Annotated in this window: 11 protein-coding genes and 1 tRNA gene; 9 read left to right on the top strand and 3 right to left on the bottom strand. The window is 72.6% G+C overall.

Annotated elements, in window-relative coordinates:
- Nucleotides 1-70 precede the first annotated feature (70 nt).
- Together cydB and cydX are read left to right on the top strand one after the other, a co-directional pair.
- Complete coding sequence (gene cydB / locus HNR51_RS26005) at nucleotides 71-1,225, top strand: cytochrome d ubiquinol oxidase subunit II (protein ID WP_182556889.1); 1,155 nt, start codon at nucleotides 71-73, stop codon at nucleotides 1,223-1,225.
- A gap of 68 nt (nucleotides 1,226-1,293) precedes the next feature.
- Nucleotides 1,294-1,425 (top strand): cytochrome bd-I oxidase subunit CydX, encoded by a 132-nt coding sequence (gene cydX, locus HNR51_RS26000; protein WP_012453227.1) that lies wholly within the window; start codon nucleotides 1,294-1,296, stop codon nucleotides 1,423-1,425.
- Nucleotides 1,426-1,444: 19 nt separating this feature from the next.
- On the opposite strand, the gene HNR51_RS25995 is transcribed toward cydX, so the two are convergent.
- Together HNR51_RS25995 and HNR51_RS25990 are read right to left on the bottom strand one after the other, a co-directional pair.
- Nucleotides 1,445-2,197 (bottom strand): DeoR/GlpR family DNA-binding transcription regulator, encoded by a 753-nt coding sequence (locus HNR51_RS25995; protein ID WP_152276291.1) that lies wholly within the window; start codon nucleotides 2,195-2,197, stop codon nucleotides 1,445-1,447.
- Between the two features lie 139 nt (nucleotides 2,198-2,336).
- The gene (locus HNR51_RS25990; protein ID WP_182556888.1) at nucleotides 2,337-3,920 is read right to left on the bottom strand and encodes an amidase; all 1,584 of its coding nucleotides are present in this window, start codon (nucleotides 3,918-3,920) and stop codon (nucleotides 2,337-2,339) included.
- Between the two features lie 459 nt (nucleotides 3,921-4,379).
- On the opposite strand from HNR51_RS25990, the gene HNR51_RS25985 reads away from it, so the two are divergent.
- From HNR51_RS25985 to bcsN, 7 genes are all read left to right on the top strand, one after another.
- On the top strand, nucleotides 4,380-6,884 hold the full coding sequence (locus HNR51_RS25985; protein ID WP_182556887.1) for a response regulator: 2,505 nt from the start codon (nucleotides 4,380-4,382) through the stop codon (nucleotides 6,882-6,884).
- Between the two features lie 168 nt (nucleotides 6,885-7,052).
- On the top strand, nucleotides 7,053-7,877 hold the full coding sequence (gene bcsS, locus HNR51_RS25980) for a cellulose biosynthesis protein BcsS (protein ID WP_012453231.1): 825 nt from the start codon (nucleotides 7,053-7,055) through the stop codon (nucleotides 7,875-7,877).
- A gap of 300 nt (nucleotides 7,878-8,177) precedes the next feature.
- Nucleotides 8,178-10,697, top strand: a complete 2,520-nt coding sequence (gene bcsA, locus HNR51_RS25975; RefSeq protein ID WP_182556886.1) for a UDP-forming cellulose synthase catalytic subunit — start codon at nucleotides 8,178-8,180, stop codon at nucleotides 10,695-10,697.
- Nucleotides 10,694-13,339 carry a cellulose biosynthesis cyclic di-GMP-binding regulatory protein BcsB gene (locus HNR51_RS25970; RefSeq protein ID WP_182556885.1) on the top strand — a complete coding sequence of 882 codons (2,646 nt, stop codon included), beginning with the start codon at nucleotides 10,694-10,696 and terminating at the stop codon, nucleotides 13,337-13,339. The genes bcsA and HNR51_RS25970 overlap by 4 nt, the downstream gene beginning before the upstream one ends.
- Nucleotides 13,339-14,604: a family 8 glycosyl hydrolase gene (locus HNR51_RS25965; protein WP_182556884.1), complete on the top strand. Its 1,266-nt coding sequence runs from the start codon at nucleotides 13,339-13,341 to the stop codon at nucleotides 14,602-14,604. The genes HNR51_RS25970 and HNR51_RS25965 overlap by 1 nt, the downstream gene beginning before the upstream one ends.
- Nucleotides 14,589-16,640, top strand: a complete 2,052-nt coding sequence (locus tag HNR51_RS25960) for a hypothetical protein (protein ID WP_182556883.1) — start codon at nucleotides 14,589-14,591, stop codon at nucleotides 16,638-16,640. Before HNR51_RS25965 ends, HNR51_RS25960 begins: the two co-directional genes overlap by 16 nt.
- Complete coding sequence (gene bcsN, locus HNR51_RS25955) at nucleotides 16,637-17,674, top strand: cellulose biosynthesis protein BcsN (RefSeq protein WP_182556882.1); 1,038 nt, start codon at nucleotides 16,637-16,639, stop codon at nucleotides 17,672-17,674. Before HNR51_RS25960 ends, bcsN begins: the two co-directional genes overlap by 4 nt.
- 550 nt (nucleotides 17,675-18,224) lie before the next feature.
- Here bcsN and HNR51_RS25945 read toward each other — a convergent pair.
- Nucleotides 18,225-18,301: transfer RNA gene (locus HNR51_RS25945), tRNA-Met, on the bottom strand.
- Between the last annotated feature and the right edge of the window lie 15 nt (nucleotides 18,302-18,316).

Here is an 18,316-nt window from a genome sequence, read left to right as displayed (position 1 = left end):
TCGCTCCCTGCCTTCGCTCCCTGCCGGCGCCCCCGGCCGCGCCGGCCCCCTCCCCCGAGGAGTCTCCCTCATGCTCGCCCTTCTCTCGGACTACGAAAGCCTACGCCTGATCTGGTGGGTGCTGCTCGGCGTGCTGCTGATCGGCTTTGCCCTCACCGACGGCTTCGATCTCGGCGTCGGCGCCCTGCTCCCCTTCGTCGGCCGCACCGATGTCGAGCGGCGCGTGGCGATCCACACCGTCTCCGCCACCTGGGAAGGCAACCAGGTCTGGCTGGTGCTCGGCGGCGGCGCGATCTTCGCCGCTTGGCCGGCGCTCTACGCGCTGAGCTTCTCCGGCTTCTACCTCGCCATGTTCCTCGTGCTGTTCGCCCTGATCCTGCGGCCGGTGGCGTTCAAGTACCGCTCGAAGCGGGCGAGCGCGGCATGGCGCGCGCGCTGGGATTGGGCCCTGTTCGTCGGCGGCGCGGTGCCGGCGCTGATCTTCGGCGTCGCCGTCGGCAACGTGCTCCAGGGCGTGCCCTTCCACTTCACGGGCGACCTTCGCCCGATCTACGGCGGCGGTTTGCTGGGCCTTCTCAACCCGCTGGCGCTGCTGTGCGGCCTCGTCTCCCTGGCCATGCTGGTGGCGCACGGCGCGGCGTGGCTCGCCTTCAAGGCCGAGGGGCCGGTCGCCGAGCGCGCCCGCGCCATCGGGCTCAAGGCGGCGCTCGCCACCGCCGCCCTGTTCGCCCTCGGCGGCCTCCTGGTCTGGGCCGGCGCCTTCGGCGGCTACCGGGTGGCGAGCCCGCTCCCCGGCGACGGCCCGTCCAATCCGCTGGCCAAGGCGGTCGTGGCGGATGCGGGGGCGTGGCTCGCCAATTTTTGGGCCCATCCCGCACTCGCGCTGGTGCCGCTCCTCGGCATCGCCGGCCCGCTGCTGGCGGCGCTCGGCTTCCGCAGCCGGCACGAGGGGCTGACCTTCCTGGCCTCCAGCCTCGGCATCGCCTGCATCATCGCCACCGTCGGCCTGTCGATGTTCCCGGTCATCCTGCCCTCGAGCACGCATCCGGGCCACGCGCTGACCGTGTTCGACGCCTCCTCCAGCCGGGCGACCCTGCGCAACATGCTGATCGCGACGGTGATCTTCCTGCCGATCATCCTTGCCTACACGGCATGGGTCTACCGGGTGCTGTGGGGCAAGGTCTCGGACCGCGACATCACCGCCCCCGGCTCGGCCGCCTACTGACGCTCCCGGCCCCGGCGCCGCCGGGGCCTTCCTCCCCTCCCCCTGCTCTCGCATCAGGAAACGCGACGATGTGGTACTTCGCCTGGATCCTCGGCCTCGGACTGGCCGCCGCGGTCGGCGTGCTCAACGCCCTCTGGTACGAGTTGCGGGCCGTGCGCGAGACCCCGCCCGAGGTCACGCCGACGCTACCGACGCCGTGAGGCGCCCTGATCCGAGCCGTCAGCCGCAGATCAGATCGATGTCGTGCCGGCTGAAGCGGTCGGCGAAGGGCTCGGGCGGCGGCCGGTCCGTCACCACGGTGAGCGGCGCGGCGAGGTCGAAGGTCCGGAGGTTGGCTTGCCGCCCGAACTTACGCGAATCGGCAAGCAGCACCGCCCGCCGGGTCTGGCCGTGCAGCGCCCGGCGCAGGACGGATTCGTGCTCCTCGTAGTCCATCCAGCCCTGGGCGAGGTCGCAGGCGGCGATGCCCATGATCGCGAGGTCGAAGAAGTGGCGCCGGGCGTAGTCCACGGTGTCGTAGCCGACCAGCGCGTTGTCGTTCGGCCGCAGCCGGCCCGGCGTCAGGTTCACCCGCGCCGGGCTCTCGGCGAGCAGCAGCGCGAGGTCGATGGAATTCGTCGTCACCGTGAGCTTGCGGGTCGTGAGCCGCCGGGCGAAGGCGAGCGTCGTGGTGCCGGTGTCGATGAAGATCGACATCCCGTCCTCCACCAGCCCCTCGGCCAGGGCGGCGACGCGGCCCTTCTCGCGGCTGTTCAGACCGCTGCGCTCGGTGAGCGGGCGTTCCTGATCGAGGCGCGGGCGCACCGCGCCGCCGTGGATGCGCCGCAGGAGGCCGCGCTCCTCAAGCATCTTCAGGTCGCGCCGGATCGTCTCGTCGGAGACCGCCAGGGCGGCGGCGATGCTGGTGACGCCGACCCGCCCCGTCTGCGCGAGCTGCGAGAGAATTTCCTCGTGGCGATGATCGGTCAGCATCCCGGCCCTGTCCCCCTTTGAGATCAGGATAGCGCCGCGGACGCAGAATGGTCGCGCACAATTTCACTACGTTCACAGGTTGCAGCAGGCCCGCCCGGCTCCGTGAAGCCGGACGGGCCTGGTTCCGGTCGCGCAGGGATCAGGCGTCGAGGGCCGGGGCGCGGCGGTGATGCGTCGCCTGCTCGTAGGCGTAGGCACAGGCGAGCAGGTCGCCCTCGCTCCACATCCGGCCGACGAAGATCAAGTTGAACGGCGAGCCGGAGGCGTAGGCGCCCGCCGGCAGCGTCACCCCCGGCAGGCCGGCGATGTTGATCTCGCAGACCGTGGTCTCGAGCAGCGTGCCGGGCCCGTGCAGCGGCGGCAGTTCGGCCCGCATCTGCGGGAAGACCAGGGCGTCGAGCCCGTGCTCCGCCATCACCCGGTCGAAGACCGCGAGATAGGCTTCGCGGGCGGCGAGGAAGTCGGAGACGTCGGGCGGGCTCGCCGGGTCGGCGAGGCAGGCGGCGAGCTGGCGCAGGTTGGTGATCGGGTGCAGCACGCCGCCCGGCGCGAAGGCGTCCTCCGCCTTGGTGGCCTCGGCGAAGGCGGCAAAGCTGCGGATCGCCACATCCGGCCCCATCCGCTCCAGGTAGAGCTGGAGGTCGTAGGGCGCGGATTCGAAGCCGCGGGCGTCGAAGTAGACGAGGCCCGGCGTCGGCTCGGCGATGGCGGCGAAATCCGTGCCGGCGAAGGGGTCGGCCACCAGGGTGGCGCCGGCGGCCTCGAGTTCGGCCTGCGCCCGGGCGTAGAGGGCGGACGCCTCCTCCGAGAGCGGCAGATCGCGCCAGCCGGGTCCGTAGAGGCCGAGGCGCTTGCCGGCCAGGGCACCGGGTTCGAGGCCGGCGGTGTAGCCGCCCGCCGGGCGCTTGCCGATGCCGGCCACGGTTTTGGGATCGGCGGCGGTGTAGCCGGCGAGCGCATCGAGGGTGAGCGCGGCGTCGCGCACGCAGCGGGCGATCGGCCCGACCACGTCGCGGGTGCTGCCGGCCAGCGGCATCACGCCGGCATTCGGCACGAGGCCGAAGCTCGGCTTGATGCCGACCAGACCCTGCGCCGAGGCCGGGTTCTGGATCGAGCCGCCGGTCTCCTCGGCGAGCCCCAGGACGGCGAGGCTCGCGGCCACCGCCGTGGCGGTGCCGGCGCTCGACCCGCCGGGGATGCGGTCGGGCGCGGCCGGGTTGAGGGTGGGGCCGGCCCAGGAATCGTTGGCGTGGCTGCCGGTATGGCTCAGCACCGGCACGTTGGTCTTGCCGAGGATGACGCAGCCGGCCTCGCGCATCCGCGCCGTCACCGGCGCGTCGGTGGCCGGGATCAGGTCGACGCCGCCGGCTTCGGCGCTCAGGAAGTGCCAGCCGCCGGTGCTCGGCAGGCCCGCCATGTCCATCGTGTCCTTGATGACCACGGGCACGCCCGCGAGCGGCCCCAGCGTCTCGCCGGCCGCCCGGCGGCCATCGATGGCGCGGGCATCGTCGAGTGCCTGCGGATTCATCACGATGAGCGCCTTGTAGCGCGGGTTGTAGGTCTCGATCCGCGCCAGGAAGGCCTGCGCCAGCGCCTCCGCGGTGACGCTGCCCTCGGCAAAGGCGCGCTGGCAGTCCTCGACCGTCATCTCGATCAGCCGCGCCGCCAGCGCATCCTCGGCCGGCTCGGGGGTGACGGCGACGGAAAGGGCCATTGCGTTCATCTCGATCTCGCGCTCCGCATCCTTGAAGACGGCGAGGCCGATCCCGTCCCGGTGGGATCGCTCACAAGAGTCGCCCCCGCGGGGGCGTGAGGGGATACGCCCGTGCTCGCCGTCACCGGCTCTCCCGGCCGGCGCGACCTCCCTGGCAAGGTGCATGCCACAAAAACCACAAATCCCTCGAACACAAACCCCTGGAGACGGAAGGCGCCGAAGGCACGGCCGATTCGGGCGCGGGACGGACGGATCGCTCCGACCGATGTCTGTTGCACGCGCGGCACGATGCATCGGATGATGCGATGGCCCGCCCCTCCCCAGGGCCGGCCCCGCCGCCAGCCCCGCAGCGGCGGTCAATGCCGCCAGCGTTAACCGGCCCTTAAGCGCTTGGCGCCCTCGTCTAGAGGGCAGGATTGCCAATCCCGGCCTCCTGCGGCCGGCAAGCTGTGCCGGCGGAGCCCCCGCATGCTGGATTCCGTTCGGATCTCGCTCAAGGTGCTGAACGCGGCCCAGCTCGCCCTGATCGCGGCGGGCGCGCTCGCGCTCGCCTGGATCGGGACCGCGATGCTCGGCGCCGGCCCTACGGCGGACGGCGCGCAAAGGGCCGCGCTGGCCGGCGCACGCGCCTTCGCGGAAGCGGTCGATGCGGAACTCAACGGCAGCGTCGCGGATGCGCGCACGGTGGCGCTGCTGCTGCGCCCGGAGGATACGGCGCTGGGCGAGGCCGAGCGCTCGGCCCTGCTCCGGGACTGGCTCGCGCTCAACCCGCGCTACAGCGATGCCGCCCTGATCGGCCCGGACGGGCTCGTGCGCGCCGCCGCCGACCGGCGCCGAACCGGCAGCAGCGTCGCTAGGCAGCCCTGGTTCGCCCGGGCGCACCATGCGGGGATCGTCATCGCCACCAACGACGGCGACGAGACGGCGCCCTTCGACGTCGTGCTCTCCCTCGGAATGCCGGGGCGTGCCGATCGGATCCAGCTGCGCGCCGGCCCCGGCTTCCTCGATCTCGGCGCCCGTCTGCGGCAGGCGCTCGACCTGCCCGACACGGTCGGCTTCACCGTGCGGGGGGCCGACGGGCGGGTGCTCGCCGGCACGCCGGCTGCGTCGTGGGGGGAGCACCGCTCGGCCTCCGTGCCGGTCCAGGGCGGGCGTGAACGCGGCAGTCCCGGCTGGATCGTCACCGCCTCCGCGCCCCCGGCCGCGGCGGCGGGCGGGCTCCCGGACGGGCGCCTCCTGATCTTGGCGCTCGCCGTCGTCGGCGGGGCGGCCGGGCTCGGCTACGTCCTGGGCGGACGGGCCGCGCAGCCGCTGCAGCGTCTGGCCGAGGGTGCGGCCGGGCCGGAGGAGGCCGCGGCCTCCCCGGTGCGCGAGATCGCGGCGCTGAGCGAGGCGGTCTCCGGCCGCTCCCAGAGCACCGATGCGGCGCTGGCCCTGGCCGGCACCGGCCTCGACCGGATCAAGGGCCGGCTCCAGACCTTCGAGGCGATGTCCGGCTGGACCTGCTGGGAGATCGATCCGGAGACGCGCCAGGTCGTCTGGTCGGATTCCGACCGGACCGGCACGATGTCGGCCCCGGACCACGCCACCGACCTCGCCGACCTCGCCGCGTGGTTCGAGCCCGCGGACCACGCTCTCCTCGACCTCACCCTCGACGCGGCGCGCCGGGCGGACGGGCCGCACGACGTGGTGCTGCGCGCCCGCGCCGAGGGCGAAGAAGCGGTCCCCGAGGCGGAGCGGCGGGTGCTGGTGCGCTTCCTGCGCGAGGCGGGCGACGGCCGCCGCATCCACGCCCTGAGCCGGGCGATCGAGGGCGGCGTCTCGGAGACGCCCGCCGGTTTGAACGAGCGGCGCCGCAACACCGTCCTGCGCCGCGTGACCGACGGCATCGTCCACGATTTCAACGACGTGCTCACGATCGTGCAGGCCAACCTCGCGACCCTGCGCCGCCGCCACGGCCTGAACCCGGAGCCGGCCCGTCTCGTCGATGCGGCCCTCTCGGGCGCCGAGCGCGGGGCCGCGCTGACGCGGCGGATGCTGAGCCTCGTGCGCGGCGAGGACGAGGCCTCGCTCGGGACGCTGGCCGAGAGCGACGTCGGCACGACGGTCGAGGCTGCCCTCGCCTTCCTCCAGGCCAACGTGCTGCGCGACGTGCCGGTCCTCAACCGCGTCCCCGGCGACCTGCCGCGGGTTCTGTGCGCCGAACGCATCCTCGAACTCGTCCTGCTCAACCTCGCCGTCCATGTCCGCGATCACGGGCTGTACGGTTTCGCGGTCGGGGCCGTCGAGGACGTGGCGAGCGGCCCCAAGACGACCTCTCAGGCTGCCGACCCCGTCTCCGCCAAGCCCCTGGCCGAGGCGGAGACGGGCCTCAACCTGGGTCTGCCGCCGGGATCCTACGTGCGTCTGCTGATCGCCAGCGGGCAGCCCGAGCCCGGCCGGCGGGCCGAGGCGCCCTCCCGCACAGCGCTGGAGACGGCGGCCCGGCTCCTCGCCGAGATCGGCGCCGGCTGGCGCCCCGTCTGCGACGGGACCGGCGACGAGGCCTTCGTCGCCGAGATCTGGCTGAAGGCCGCCGAGCCGCGGGCCGAGGAGCCGGTCTTCTGGCAGCCTGCGCTGCGCGTCCTCCTCGTGGAGAGCGACGGCCTCGTCCGGGCGAGCCTGGCCGAGGCGCTGACCGAACTCGGCCACGACGTGGTCCAGGCGGCCTCGGGCGAGCACGCCCTCGCACGGCTCGGCGAGGACGCGGCCTTCGACGCCATGGTGGCCGACCAGTCCATGCCGGTGATGACCGGGCTCCAGCTCGCCGCGACGGTGGTGGAGCGCTACCCCGAGATCCGCATCATCCTGGCGAGCCCGCACGGGCACCTGCCGGAGGCGGCGCGGCAGTTCCTGCAACTGGACAAGCCGTTCCGGCCCGACGACCTCGCAGCGGTGCTGAGCGCGGCGGCCCCGCAGGTCCGGGCGGCGTAGAACCGGCCGGCGCGCCTGTCTCGCCGCTACTTTCCAAGATCGCGTTCCCGAGATCTCGCTCCCAAGATCTCGGCCCGATGGAAATAGGTTTTTCCCGATTACGGGAGGCTTTTGTTAACCGTGGAGTCCGATAAATCGGTGCGTAGCGTGTGCGTATCCGAGGATCGAATGGCTGTGGTTTGTCGCAACCATCAACGGACTCGCGGGAATCTTCGTATTCTTGCCTGCGGCCTCGCGGCTGCGCTCCCGTCCGTGCTGGCCGCTCCGTCCGAGGCCGCCGACCTGCCGGCGCCGGCTCCCGCGGCGGCCAATGTCGACTGGTACACCGGGGCGCAGGCGCAGGCCGTGGACGACAGTTGGGCGGTGGCCGTCGACGGCTCGACCAGCATCACCTCCAACTCCTCGGCCTTCGGCTCCGTCACCGTGACGACCGCGCTCGGCAGCCCGCCGACGGTGAGCGGCGCGCGGGTGCGGGTCGAGGGCGTGGCCGGCACCTACTCCTATCCCGGACAGGCCGTCGGCGCCCGCGTCACCGGCTACCAGCAGGAGGGCTCGCTGCTCACCGGCTACGAGTGGATCTGGCGGGACGCGGCGCTCGCCGGCTATATCGGCTTCAACGTCCGCAGCAACCAGCTCTCGATCCCCGATCCCGGGAACCCGGTCGTCGGAACCGGCGTCGGCCTGAAGGTCGCCGGAAACTTCTACGCGACCCCGACCGACCGGACCATGGTCTCGGCCTACGGCTCCTACTCGACCAAGTTCAACGCCTACTATTCCCGCTTCCGCGTCGGCTACATGGTCGCCGACGGCGTCTATATCGGCCCCGAGGCGCTGTTCCTCGGCGACGACTTCTTCCGCCAGTACCGCGTCGGCGCCCATCTCTCCGGCCTCAGCTTCGGCCCCGTCCAGATGTCGCTCGCCGCCGGCTACGTGCGGGACCGGGTCCAGGGCACGGGCTACTATTCGAGCATCGAGGCGCGGGCGAACTTCTGAGCCGGGCGGGCGGTGGCGGCCGGGATTTCGCCCCCGCGCGGACAATCCGCCGCCTTGCCGTCCCGTCTCATCGCAAAGTACTTCCGTCTCGGTCGAAACATGATCACCGGCTAAGGAATGCATTCCTTAGCCGGTGATGTGTTTTCCGCAAAAGTCCTTCCAAAACCGCGGGCCTTTTCCTACGGATGTCGGGACGCCCCGCGGCGCAAAATCAACCTTGTTCGCAGAGTTGGGCCGCGGACGCGTGAACGCATCTGCAAATCGTCGTATTTCAATGGTGGACCAGTCTACGACGCAGGGGTGGCGAGTGTGATACGTGCGCTGCGGTGGCTGGCCTGGATGGGAACGACGGTCGCCGGCCTCGTTCTGCTGAGCCAACCGGTCGGGACCCAGAACCAGCTCGCCATGAGTCTCGCCGCCATGGCGGCGATGATCGTGCTGTGGCTGTTCCTCGACGGGCCGCGCACCCGCTTCGTGTTCCTGGCGCTCGGGAGCCTCGTGGTGCTCCGCTACATCCTGTGGCGGGTCACCGACACGCTGCCCTCCCCCGGCGATCCGGTCAGCTTCGGCTTCGGCCTGCTGCTGCTCGTGGGCGAGTTGTACTGCGTCTTCATCCTGTTCGTCAGCCTGATCATCAACGCCGACCCGCTCAGGCGCCCCCCGCCCCCCGTGGCGAGCGCGGCCGAACTGCCCAGCGTCGACGTGTTCGTGCCGACCTACAACGAGGACGCGGCGATCCTGGCGATGACGCTGGCGGCCGCGCGCCAGATCAACTACCCGCCCGACAAGCTCACCGTGTGGCTCCTCGACGACGGCGGCACCGACCAGAAATGCGCTGATCCCAACCCGAAGAAGGCCGAGGCCGCCCGCGAGCGGCGGCGCGACCTGACGGCGCTCGCCGAAGCGCTGGGCTGCCGCTACCTCACCCGCGCCCGCAACGAGCACGCCAAGGCGGGCAATCTCAACAACGGGCTCGCCTTCGCCACCGGCGAGATCGTCGTCGTGCTCGACGCCGACCACGTCCCGTTCCGCTCCTTCCTGAGCGAGACCGTCGGCTACTTCGCCGAGGATCCGAAGCTGTTCCTCGTCCAGACCCCGCACGCCTTCCTCAACCCGGACCCGATCGAGCGGAACCTGCGCACCTTCGAGCGGATGCCGTCGGAGAACGAGATGTTCTACGCGGTGACGCAGCGCGGGCTCGACAAGTGGAACGGCTCGTTCTTCTGCGGCTCCGCCGCCCTGCTGCGCCGCACCGCGCTGGACGAGGCCGGCGGGTTCTCCGGCATCACCATCACCGAGGATTGCGAGACCGCCTTCGAGCTGCATTCCCGCGGCTGGACCAGCGCCTATGTCGACAAGCCCCTGATCGCCGGTCTCCAGCCCGAGACGCTTTCGGCCTTCATCGGCCAGCGCTCGCGCTGGTGCCAGGGCATGTTCCAGATCCTGCTCCTGAAGAACCCCGTTTTGCAGAAGGGGCTCAAGCCGATCCAGAAGATCGCCTACCTCTCCAGCATGACGTTCTGGTTCTTCCCCGTGCCGCGGCTGATCTTCATGTTCGCGCCGCTGCTGCACATCTTCTTCGACCTGAAAATCTTCGTCGCCAGCGTCGATGAATCGATTGCCTATACGGCGACCTATATCGTCATCAACCTGATGATGCAGAACTACGTCTACGGCAAGTTCCGCTGGCCGTTCGTCTCGGAACTCTACGAGTACGTCCAGGGCCTGTACCTGTCGAAGGCGATCGTCTCGGTGATCTGGTCGCCGCGCAAGCCCACCTTCAACGTCACCGACAAGGGCATCAGCCTCGATCACGACCACCTCTCGTCGGCCTCGCTCCCGTTCTTCGCCGTCTACGGGCTGCTCGCGGCGGGCTGCGCGGTGGCGGCGTGGCGCTACCTGTTCGAGCCGGGCGTGACCAACCTGATGCTGGTGGTCGGCCTGTGGAACTTCTTCAACCTGCTCACCGCCGGCGCCGCCCTCGGGGTCTGCGCCGAGCGGCGGCAACTGGAGCGCACCCCCTCGCTCGCCATCAACCGGCGCGGCCAGATCACGCTGGCCGGCCGGGCCATCGACGTGTCGATCGAGCGCGTCTCGGCGGAGGCCTGCACGGTGCGGCTGCCCGCCGCCCTGCTTCCGACGGGGGCCGGGCACCGCGCGCTCACCGGCGCGCTCACCGTCGTGCCGGTAGCCGGCGCGCGCGCGGCCGGCGCCCTGCCGGTGACCTTGGAGGGGATCGACCGCGCCAAGGACGAGGCCTTCGCCCGCCTGAGCTTCGGCCGCCTGCGCCCGCAGGACTACGTGGCGCTGGCCGGCCTGATGTACGGCGACGCGGAGGCGATGCGCCGCTTCCAGATGCGGCGGCGGCGTCACAAGGACATCCTGACCGGCACGCTGCAATTCATCTGGTGGGGGCTCTCCGAGCCGTTCCGCGCCGTGCGCTACGCGCTCGCCGCCGATGCGCGGCCGGCCGCGGCGCCCGTGCTCGACGGCACCTCGCCGATCTACGACGCGCCGGAACAGGCCCCGACCGGGGCGAACCTGCCCGAGCCGCTGCTCCCCTCCGCCCCGCTTCGGCCCGCGCCGCAGGCCGTACCGCAAGCCGTACCGGCGGCGTTCAGGGAAGCCGTCCCGGCCGAGGCGCAGGGCGCCCCCCAGGCGAGCGTCCAAGCCGCGCCGCAAGTCGCACCACAAGTCGCGCCTCACGCCGCGCCTCACGCCCCCGCCCGCGCCTCGAACGACTGGGTCGGCATGATGCTCGATTACGAGAACGAGCGGGCGCTGGCCGGGCGTGCCGGCCGCGGCGCCGGCACGGCGTGAGCGCGATGACCCTGCGCCCTCCTTCACGCGCCGGCTTCCCCCGGCACCCGATCGTCCTGGCCCTGGCCCTCGTGCTCGCCTGCACCGTCGCGGCGGGTCCGGCGGCCCGGGCCCAGAGCTTCCTCGGGAGCGGTCCGGCCGAGCGCCTGACCGTGCCCCCGACGGGGGACGCCCTGCGCAAGCAGAGCCCCGCCGCGCCGGCCCAACCCCCGGCGCAATCGGCCGCCGCGCCGGCCCAGGGCCGCTCCCCGGGCGAGCCGGCCGACACCGTCCGCCGTCCCCAGATCCAGGCCACCATCGCCCCGGCCCGGCGCCTGCCCGCGGGCACCCGCGGCTTCCGCCTCTCGGGCGAGGAGGACATGCTGCAATACCCGGTCTACCTCACCGAGGGGCAGGTGCGGGGCGCGGCGCGGCTGCGCGTCTCCTACCTCTCGGCGATCTCGGTGGCGCCGGAGGGCTCGGAACTCACCGGCCTCGTCAACGGCACCAAGGTCGGCTGGACCCGGATCCAGGCGCCCGGCGCCGTCAAGGTCGTGGAATTCGCGATCCCCGACGGGGTGCTGAAGGCCGGCTACAACGCCATCACCCTCACCGCGAGCCAGCGCCACCGGGTCGATTGCGCGATCGAGGCGACCTACGAGCTGTGGACGCAGATCGACCCCTCCCGCTCCGGGCTGGTGGTCGCACCGGCCACCGATCTCGACCTGAAGGCCCTGGCCGCCCTGGAGCCCGACGAGAGCGGCGCGCTGCCCGTCGGCGTCCTGCTCAACGAGAAGCCGACCCTGCCGCGGCTGGAGCGGATGATCGGCGCCGTGCAGGCGCTCGCCGTGGTGAGCCGTCTCGCCCGGCCCGCGGTCAGCTTCGGGCCGCCGCTCACCGGCCGCACCGGCGTCAACCTGCTCGTCGGCACCGCCGCCGAGATCCGCGGCACGGACGGCGCGGAGGATCTCGGGCCGATCACCGGGCCGCGGCTCGCCCTGCTGCCGCCGCGGGGTAACCGCGCCCCGACCCTCGTCGTGACCGGCACCGGCCCCGACGACCTGCGCACGGCGACCGCCCAGCTCGCCGCGGCGGGCGATGCCGGCGGCAGCGGGCCCGGCACGGCGCTGGCCCCGCTGATCCGGGGCTACGAGGTTCAGGGTGGCGAGCGGCTCGACCTGGAGCGCCTCGGCGTCGCCACCCGCGAATTCAACGGGCGCCTGCTGCGCACCCGGATCGAGCTGCGCTTCCCCGCCGACTTCGTGCCCGCCGACTACGGCAAGGTGATGCTGCATCTGGCCGGCGGCTACGCCGCGGGCCTCGATCCGAGCGCCCAGATCGTCGTCGACATCAACGGCCGCAACGCCGCGAGCGTGCCGCTGCCCTATGCCCGCGGCGAGGTGTTCGACGATCAGGCCATCCCGCTGCCCCTGAGCCTGTGGCGGCCGGGCCTGAACAGCGTCGAAATCAGCGCGCAGCTGCCCAACGCGTCGGACAAGGTCTGCGACACCCTCTCCCCGGCCGCACGGCAGCCGCGCTTCCTCTTCCTCGACCGCACCCGCCTCGAAATCCCGGCGCTCGCGCGCGCCGTGCGCAGCCCCGATCTCGCGGCGGTCAAGGCGGGAGCGGTGCCGTTCACCGCGGCGGGTCCGCGCCCGCGCCTCGTTCTGCCGGTCACCGACCGCGAGACGGCGGACGCCGCCGCGACATTGGTCGCCCGCCTCGCCATCGCCGCCAAACGCGTGATCGATTTCGAACTCGTGCCCGATGCCGGGGGAACGGAGGGCGGTGCCAACCTCGTGGTGGCGCCCGCCCGCGCCCTCAACCCGGTGACGATCCAGGGGGCCGGCCTCGATCCCGGCGAGATCCGCCGCATCTGGGAGGGGCGGGCCGAGACCGTGGCCACGCCCGGCCAGTTCGGCACCGAGGGTGTGCTGACCCTCGACCGGCTGCGCCGCAACCTGCCGATGCGCTGCGCCCTGCCGCCCGCCGCGGTGCCGGTCAGCGTCGCCGCGCCGGCCTCCGCACCGGTCACCGCTCCGGCCGCGACGCCGGCGCCTGCCGCGGCCTCCGCGGCGACCGCAACACCGCGGGGGGTTCCCCGGCCGGGCCGCCCGGAGACGGACGAGGAACTCGTGGCCCGCTGGGACCAGACCCTGTCGGGGGCCGCCTTCGTGCCCACGGTCCTGCGCGAGGGCTGGACCCGGCTCGCGAACGCGGCCCTGCGGCTGCGCAGCGAGGCGACGGGCCTGATGGAGGCGCCGAAGGCCGGGACCGTGCCGGTCAATCCCCGCGCCTCGCTGATCATCGCCGAGGACAGCAGCGGAATCGGGCTCGACGAGACCACCGTGCTCGTGACCGCGCCGAACCCGTCGATGCTCAAGGCCTCCGTCTCCTGCCTCGTCGATCCGGTGGTCTGGACCCGCCTCGTCGGGCGGGCCGCCTTCCTCGACGCCTCGGACGGCACCCTCACCACCGTCGAGCCGGACCACGTCGCCCTGATCGAGACCCGCACGTGGTCGCTCGCCAATTTCCGGCTGGTCTCGGCGGCGTGGCTCTCCCTCAATCCCGGCTACTACGTCGGCATGACCCTGTTCATGGCCCTGTGCCTCGGCCTCGCCACCACGGGCCTCGTGCGCCAGCTCGGCCGGAGGAATTCCTGATGCGGCCGCCCCGCACGCCGTGCCGTTCCCGCCTCGGCGGCACCCTGCGCCGCGCCGGATGGGCGCTCGCCCTTGCCGCGGCCAGCCCCGCCGCCGCCCAGCCGACGCCGCAGCCGGCCGCGCCGCAGCCCGCATCTCCGCAGCAGACCTCGCCGCAGATGGCGCAGCCGGCTCCCCAGCAGACGGAGACCACCACCGTGCCGCCCGCCACGGCCCTGCCCGGCCTGCCGCGCTCCGAGACGCCGGCCCGGACCGATTCCGGCCCTTCCCTCGCCAATACCCTGGACGACGACGCGGCCTGGCGCGCCTACCGGGCACGGTTCATCACCGAGCAGGGCCGGATCGTCGACACCGCCAACGGCATGATCAGCCACAGCGAGGGCCAGGGCTACGGTATGCTGATCGCGGTCGCGGCCGGCGACCGGGCCGCCTTCGAGCGGATCTGGGGCTGGACCCGTGCCAACCTGATGGTGCGCTCCGACGAATTGCTGGCGTGGCGCTGGGCGCCCGACCACCGCCCGGCGGTGGCGGACATGAACAACGCCACCGACGGCGACATCCTCGTCGCCTGGGCGCTCACCGAGGCGGCGGAGGCCTGGGGCGAGCCGTCCTACCGCACCGCCGCGCGCCGCATCGCCGTCGAGTTCGGTCGCAAGACCATCCTGTTCAAGGACCCGCACGGACCGCTCCTGCTGCCCGCCGTCTCCGGCTTCTCGGCCCGCGAACGCGCCGACGGGCCGCTCATCAACCTGTCCTACTGGGTCTTCCCCGCCTTCCAGCGGCTGCCGATCGTCGCCCCGGAATACGACTGGGCCTCGCTGATCCGCAGCGGCCTCGACTTCCTGCGCCAGTCCCGGTTCGGGCCTAGCAGCCTGCCCACCGAGTGGATCTCGGCCAAGGACAGCCTGCGCCCCGCCGACGGCTTCCCGCCGCTGTTCTCCTACAACGCGATCCGCGTGCCGCTCTACCTCGCCTGGGCCGGTGTCGGGCGGCCGGAGGATTACACGCCGTTCAAGACGCTGTGGGGCGGGATCGAGCGCGAGCGCCTGCCGATCGTCGACACCCGCGACGGGCAGCCGGTCGAGTGGCTGAGCGAGGTCGGCTACACGGCGATCCCCGCGCTCACCGCCTGCGCTGCCGACGGCACGCCGTTTCCCGAACCGTTAAGAACGGTGCAGGAGAATCAGAACTACTATCCGATGACCCTCCACCTCCTCGCGCTGATCGCGGCCCGGATGCGGTATCCGTCATGCGTGAAGTCCTGACGCCCCTGGCCGGCGGCCTGACCGCGCTCCTGCTCGCGAGCGCGGCGTCCGCTTTCACCCAGTCCGCCCTCGCCCAGACCGGCCCCCAGGCGGCGCCCGAGGCCGCCCCGCGCGTCGTCTACGGCGATGGCGCCCGCGCCCCCGCGATCGTGGTCGATCCGGAGACGGGCGGCACGCCCGGCATGGTCGACGAAAGCGCGCTGCGCTACTACGCCTCGCAGAAGCAGACCGCGCGGATGAAGGCCGAGATCGCTCGGTTGAAGCGGCTCTATCCGGGCTGGACCGAGCCGGCCGACCTCGACACCCTGCAGCCGAGCCCGCCCGAGGAGGCGCCGCTGTGGGATCTGTTCACCGCCGGCCGCTTCCAGGACCTGCGCGCCGCCATCGCCACGCGCCGCTCCGTCGAACCGAACTGGCAGCCCTCGGAGGAGCTGGCGCGCAAGCTCCGTCGGGCGGAGTTCCGCAACGGCATCAAGGCCACCGCGGAGAGGAACGGACCGGGCAAGAACGGTTCGGGCAAAGACGGAGCTGGCAAGGACGGACCTGGCAGAAACGCCGAGGAGGTGGTCGCGCTCTACCGCGCCGATCCCAGCGCCCTCGACACGACCGATCTCGAGAGCCTCTGGATCATCGCCGACTCGCTGGCCGTCACGGGCGCGGCCGAGGACGCCTTCGACCTCTACAAGTCTGTCCTCGACGGCAGCGCCGATGCGGGCGCGCGCCTCGCCACGATCCAGAAGGCGATGAGCCATCTCAAGATGGATCAGGCCGAGCGGCTCATCGCCATGGGCCGATCGAATCCGGAGGGCGCCTCGGAATTCGACGCGATCCGCCTCGACATCACCCGCGCCCGCATCGCCGCCTTCCTGCACGACGAGCCGGCCCAGACGCCGACCCTGGCCGACCTCACCGCCTTCCAGGCCTATGCCCGCAAGAGCGGCGACCCGAGCCAGACCGGGCTGCTCGGCTGGTACGCCTACAAGCGGCGCCAGTTCCGCGAGGCGCTGGAATGGTTCAAGCTCGCCATCGGCCGCGGCGGCGACGCCATGGTCGCTCACGGCCTCGCCCATACCCTGCGCGAGCTGAACATGCTGCGCGAGGCGGAAGAGGTCGCCTACGCCTGGCGCGACCGCTTCGTCGGCAACGAGCTGCTGTTCATCGACGTGCTCGAACGCAAGCTGACGCTGGCCAACCCGCCCTTCATCGAGCCCGCCCGGATCGAGCGCTACGCCAAGGTCGTGATCGCCTCCGCCTCCGGCGAGGGCGCGCAGGGGCTGGCATGGTACGCCTACAATTCCTGCCAGTTCGACACCGCGCTCGAATGGTTTCAGCGCGCCGTCGCCTGGATGCCGAGCGAGACGACCGTGTTCGGCTACGCCCTCACGCTCCAGCGGCTGAAGCGCCAGCGCCCCTATCTCGAGACCGTGAACCGCTACGACGGCCTGTTCCCGAAGGTCGTCGACATGCTGTTCCGCGAGGATCCCGGCGGCCCGCCGCTGCCCTGCGCGGCGCCCCAGTCGCCCCCGGCCCGGCCGCCCGCTCAGGCGAAACTCGAACCGAAACCCGAGCCGAAGCCCGACGTCCCCTCCTACGGCCGCGTGCCGCGGCCGGACGCGGCCACGATCGGCGCCCAGGCCGGCACGGTGCCGGCGGCGGTCCAGCGCGGCGAGTTCCCGCTGAGCGTGCCCCTCGACAATGCCTTGCGCTACCCGCCGTCCTCGCTGCAGCGGGCGCTGTCCGAGCCGGCCGCCCCCGGCAGCTATGCCCGCGAGCCGGTCACCGCGCGTCCGCCCCTGGTGGCGCGGCGGGTGAACGGGGCCGGCCCGATGCCCTACGAGCGCTACGGCTTCGCCCTGCTGCCGGGCTATAACGGGCTCGACAAGCCGGAAGGCCTCTCCCCCGCCCCGCTCGGCACCCTCTGGCAGGATCAGCAGGCCGAGCGCGGCCGGGCCGCCACGAGCCCGGAGAGCGACCGCTTCTCCGTGCCCTCCCGCCTCTCCTCCGGTGCGGGACCGAACGGGAAAGGGTTTCCGTGAGAGTGCCGCTCCTCAGGTCGCTCGCGACGGTTGCGGCGCTGCTCCTCGCCGATCATGCCTCGCCCCAGTCCGCCCTGGCCCAATCGGCGCCGGTGCTGCGGCTGCCCGGCGCCGGCCCGGTCGCGGGCGTCGTCGAGACGCGCCTGCGCGACGGGTTCGACCAGCGCATCCGCTTCGAGGGCGGCGACGGCCGCAACCATGCCGAGGTGGCCCTGCGCAACGAGACCGGCGACCTGCTGCTCGCCTTTCCGCCGCGGCTGGCCAAACCGAGCCAGTTCGGCATCGAGGGCGAGATCGCGGTGCGCTTTCCCGGCCAGGTCCTGCGCATCGTCGCGCCGCGGCGCAACGGCTACGGACCAATCGGCCTCGCGCTGGGGACCGACTGCCTCTACGCGTGGCAATGGTTCGAGCGGGCGAGCACGGCCCAGCGCGTCGCGAGCCGCGGCGGTCTGTTCGACGCCTCGCTGACCCCGACCGCGGGCCGGCGCGCCCTGTCCCTGCGCATCCGGTTGTGCCGTACGGCGCAGGCGAGCCTCGACGACCTCGTCGCCGCGGTGGAGCGGCTGACCATCAGCCTGCCCGGCGAGCCCGGTGCCCGCCCCACTCCGGCCCGGCCGCGCCCGCCCGTCGTCCGGCGCGAGCGGCCCGCGCCCGTGAAGCGGCAGGCCGCCCGGCCCGCCCCCGGCGAACCGCCGCCCGAGGCCGCGCCGAAGCCGACGCCGTCCGCTCCGCCGCCGGCCGTGACACCGCAGGCGGCGCCAGCACTGCGGCCGCCGACGCCGACCGATCCCGGCGGCCGCCGCTACCTCGCTCCCACGACGCCGCAGGGCGCCGTGCCGGCGCCCGATCCGTCCGCCGCGAATCCCGCGCCGGGGGGCACGCAGCGCTACATCACCGATCTGCCGAAACCGCCCGAGGCCCCAGGTCGCGACCTGATGCCGAGTCCGGCCCCGGGACGCTCGATCGGCGAAAGCCTGTCCCGCGATCTGCCGGCGGAAGCCTACCGGCCCGCCCCGGGCCGGGACGGCCCCTGAACCGATCATCCCCCATCCGATGGATCCCTTTGGATCCCTTCGGGCTCGCGGACTCGGTCTTCGCTCAAGCGCCGCGCGGGCTTGCTGATCCGGCCGCCCACGCCTGGGCAAGGACGAGGCGCGCTCAACCGGAGCGGCCCGGATCTCCCGGTGCTCAAGCCGCGGCGAGGGCCGAGGCCGCCGAGCGCCACGCGCGGTACCAACGCCGCCTGTGGCCGGCGTCCTCGGGGCGGCGTTCTACGATCCGGTCTGGACCGGCGCTGTCGGCAGGCCCAAGGACTTCGCGCTCGCCACGGTGGCCTTCGTTCTCTACTGACCGTCCGGAGGGCACCGCTCCCGAGCGCCATCGGGCTGAGGGCGGTGCAGCCGCATTCGGTTTGAAGGCGGTACGGCATCCGTCGGCCACGGACAGGGGCGGTCCCCTCCCCTTTCGGGGCGCGTCGGGGCTGTTGCGCGGGGCCGGAACGCTGGACAGCAAAAAGCCCGCGGACCTGTCGGTCGGCGGGCTGCGGGTGGGCGTCTGCGTGGGCGATCGCGGGTGCGTTGATGTTGGTTGCGGGGGCTGGATTTGAACCAGCGACCTTCAGGTTATGAGCCTGACGAGCTACCGGGCTGCTCCACCCCGCGCCGAGGCGCTGATCG

This window comes from Methylorubrum thiocyanatum, from assembly GCA_014138645.1.
Lineage (GTDB): Bacteria > Pseudomonadota > Alphaproteobacteria > Rhizobiales > Beijerinckiaceae > Methylobacterium > Methylobacterium thiocyanatum.
Note: the sequence above shows the minus strand (reverse complement) of the source record. Positions and strands in the feature narration are given on the sequence as shown.